The following is a 3,091-nucleotide window of genomic DNA, read 5'->3' on the forward strand; positions in this document are numbered from 1 at the left end:
GACGCACGGAGAGTGATGAGGCGTGACCGAAGATCCCTGCCCACCCAGCTCGGTCAGGCTGTAGTTGGGTAAAGGGCTCCCTCTTCTGCAACCGGAAACGGCCGGTGCTGACGTTCGACCCTCGGACCCCCGATCAGTGCGGAGGACGCGGCGGGCGGCAGGCCTGTCGCCGCCGCAGCCACCAGCCAGCGGCCGCGACGGTCAGCAGCACCGCGGCAAGGAGGGCCCACCACGTGCCGGGGCAGGCGGCGAGCGCACCCGAGGCCGCCGCGACGATCAGCGCGGGCCCCGCGCAGCACACGACGGCTGCGACGGCGACGGCCGCGAACAGTCCGAGCATCCCGCTCGGACTGCTCGGGTCGCGGTGCCGGCTCGGGTTCATGGCGGCGCTCCTACCGGGCTGGTGCGCTCAGGAGAGGGCCGAAGATGTCCGCGCCAAGGCGTTCGGCCTCGGCCTGGTCCAGTACGGCACCGCTGAGGTCGACCTGTCGGCCGCTCCACTGTTCGGCGGTGGCTCGGGTGGTGAAGAAGCGCAGGTAGCCGCAGCACACGGTGGACGCCGGGCCGTTGCCGGCGCAGACACCGTAGTAAACCACTGCGGTGGCCGGCTGCCAGGCGCTCTTCCCGCCGGCGAACTCCACGCGGACGTTCTCGCCGGTGACCGGGTCGGTGGAGGTGATGACGGCGTCGGTGTCGAGCATGACGGGGATACCGAGCGCGTCGATCGCGCACATCGACCACACCGTCGGTCCGGCCGAAATCTCCACGGCGTGCTCGGTGGGGATGGCGGAAAACGGGTACGCGGCCTGGACCCGGCCGGTGTCGTCCAGGGTCAGGAAGTCCTCGGCGACCAGCTCGGCGAGGACCTCGGCGGCCGGTACGCCGAAGGGCTCGGCCGCCGACTCCAACTCGGCCGCCGCGGGTGGGGAGCCGGTGGTGGCGAAGGACTGCAGGACGGCCTGCTGCACCGCCCGCAGGCCCCGCTCGGCTGGGGCGAGACGGCCCCGCCCGGACCGGCCGGCCGCCCGGTCCGCTCCGCCGGTGGCGGCAGTGCCGAGCATTCGCTGTAGCTCCTCGACGGCGGGCGCTCCGTCGATCCGGCCGTCCGCCCCGCGGTAGAGTCGGCAGGACACGCTGGCCGCAGTGCCCGGCTCGGCGAACGGGTCGCGGCCGTCGACCAGCAGCGTCGGCGAGCCGTGCATGCCCCAGCGTTCGGCCTGCGCCTGGTCGTCGACCACGTGCTCCGCAAGCTCCACGTCGGTTCGGCCCCCGAGGGCGAGCTCCAGCCGCTCCCTGAGCACCGGGCCGTTCGGGCAGTGCGGGACGATCAGCATCTCCACGCGCATCAGCGACACCTCCAGGTCATGCGGCCCACGCTAGACCTTCCACCACGCTGGAAGGTCAAGGGCTACCGTGAAGGTATGCGCATCGGAGACCTCGCCACCGCCACCGGCACCACCACCAAGACCCTGCGCTTCTACGAGCAGGCCGGGCTGCTGAAGAACCCGCCCCGGACCCCGGGCGGCTACCGCGACTACCCCGCCCACGCCCTCGCCCGGGTCGGCTTCATCCGCTCCGCCCAGGCGGCCGGCCTCAGCCTCGCCGAGATCCGCGACGTCCTCGCGATCCGCGACGGCGGCCAGCCCCCGTGTGCGCACGTCACAGCGCTGCTCGACCAGCACCTCACCGACGTCGAGCGTCGCCTCGCCGAGCTGGCCACGACCCGCGCCATGCTGCGGGAACTGGCCCGCACCGCCTCCGCAACCGACCCCGCCACCTGCACCGAAGGCGACATTTGCCGCATCCTCACAACCGGGTGACACAGGCCAAGGCGCGGCCCGCCAAGGTTTACCGCACAGCTGTTCCTTTGATCCCCAACACCGATGTTCGTCGCTGCTCAGGAGCTTCGGGCTTGGCGTCAGGGTCCTGCGACGGTGCCCGGTACGCAGAGTAGCGAGACAGGCGTAACTCGCTACTTCAATGACAACGTGTCCCTGTGGTGATCGGGTCGTTGGAACGGTCGTGACTCCTCCCCTGGCTGAAGCCGGGGGCTTCTCGCTAACCCTCCCGGGCGTTGCGACGGGCCAGCCCGAACCTGGGCAGTACGTGTCCAAGGAATTCGCCGACATCTGCCGGGAGTTGGGCGTCACCAGGAGTCGCGGCGCGGTCGGTACAAGCGCGGACAACGCCGCCACCAAGGCGTTCAACGCCACGCTGAAACGGGAGACCCTCCAAGGCGCGAAGCGCTGGCCCGGAGCCCGCGCCGCCCGCCTGGTGGTCTTCCGCTGGATCACCCGCTACAACACCTGCAGGAGGCACTCCGCGCTGAACTACCTCAGCCCGATCGAGTTCGAACAACGATCAGTTACGCTGGCACTCGCCGCATAGCACTGGTGTCCACACCTCGGAGGGGAGCTCCCCACGCCGCGAAAGCGCGGGTAGCCCGGCCACTGAAGCGAGAGGTGATGTACAGGAAGCCGGTTTTGACGATGAGCCAGGCAAGACTGGAGATCTCCCAGTGGCTGACCTACTACAACGCCCGCCGTCGCCACAGCACGCTGTCCTACCTCTCACCGATCGAGTTCGAACAGCAACACCACATGCACGCTGGACTCTCACTCGCAGCATGAACCCCTGTGTCCACGTTCCGGGGGTCACCTCACTTCCCCACCCCGAACTGACACGCCACCAGCAGCACGGAGGGCTGGACCCCACGGGTCCAGCTGGCGGCGTACATGTGAGAGTGCTCAGCCACGTGCTGGTGAACGTGCACAAGTCCAAGACGACGCTCAGGGATTGATCTCGGTTGTCCCGCATATCGAGCGTCCACGATCGGCAGGACCGACCCCGCACCCCGTGGCACGACAGCGCGTTCGCCCGTGAGATGGTTACTGTCATGACAGATGACGCAACTCCGGACAGCGAGGTTGTACTTGAGACGAGTCGCCTGCTGCTCAGGCCTTGGCGGGTAGCCGAGGCTGTCGTCCAGCGTGAGCTGTGGACCGAACGTGATCCACGAGTGCCGCCGCACCGCCGAATCGACGCAGACGGACACCCCACAGTCGCGGAGCTCGAGAATTCGATCCGCACC

4 protein-coding genes and 2 pseudogenes are annotated in these 3,091 nt (G+C 69.2%); 4 read left to right on the top strand and 2 right to left on the bottom strand.

The features are described 5' to 3' along the window. Window positions 1-133 precede the first annotated feature (133 nt). Both ACFU7Y_RS42250 and ACFU7Y_RS42255 read right to left on the bottom strand, forming a co-directional pair. Window positions 134-382, bottom strand: coding sequence for a hypothetical protein (locus ACFU7Y_RS42250; protein ID WP_380771744.1), 249 nt, complete (start codon window positions 380-382; stop codon window positions 134-136). 10 nt (window positions 383-392) lie between these two features. After that, complete coding sequence (locus ACFU7Y_RS42255; protein ID WP_380771746.1) at window positions 393-1,346, bottom strand: alkylmercury lyase family protein; 954 nt, start codon at window positions 1,344-1,346, stop codon at window positions 393-395. Window positions 1,347-1,421: 75 nt separating this feature from the next. Between ACFU7Y_RS42255 and ACFU7Y_RS42260 the strand changes: the two genes are divergently transcribed. The 4 genes and pseudogenes from ACFU7Y_RS42260 to ACFU7Y_RS42275 form a co-directional block, all read left to right on the top strand. Beyond that, on the top strand, window positions 1,422-1,820 hold the full coding sequence (locus tag ACFU7Y_RS42260; protein ID WP_224281256.1) for a heavy metal-responsive transcriptional regulator: 399 nt from the start codon (window positions 1,422-1,424) through the stop codon (window positions 1,818-1,820). A 280-nt stretch (window positions 1,821-2,100) separates the two neighbouring features. After that, window positions 2,101-2,388, top strand: a pseudogene (locus tag ACFU7Y_RS42265) (integrase core domain-containing protein); the annotation flags it as partial. 5 nt (window positions 2,389-2,393) lie between these two features. Then, entirely contained in the window at window positions 2,394-2,630 is a 237-nt protein-coding gene (locus tag ACFU7Y_RS42270; protein ID WP_380771748.1) for an IS3 family transposase, read from the top strand. 266 nt (window positions 2,631-2,896) lie between these two features. Then, window positions 2,897-3,091 (top strand): annotated as a pseudogene (locus ACFU7Y_RS42275) (GNAT family N-acetyltransferase); the annotation flags it as partial.

It is taken from the genome of Kitasatospora sp. NPDC057542 (assembly GCF_042801945.1).
Lineage (GTDB): Bacteria > Actinomycetota > Actinomycetes > Streptomycetales > Streptomycetaceae > Kitasatospora.

Excerpts from the sequence above, each read along its gene's own strand:
- ACFU7Y_RS42250 (WP_380771744.1), bottom strand. The coding sequence starts at position 382 with ATGAACCCGAGCCGGCACCGCGACCCGAGCAGTCCGAGCGGGATGCTC.
- ACFU7Y_RS42255 (WP_380771746.1), bottom strand. The coding sequence starts at position 1,346 with ATGCGCGTGGAGATGCTGATCGTCCCGCACTGCCCGAACGGCCCGGTG.
- ACFU7Y_RS42260 (WP_224281256.1), top strand. The coding sequence starts at position 1,422 with ATGCGCATCGGAGACCTCGCCACCGCCACCGGCACCACCACCAAGACC.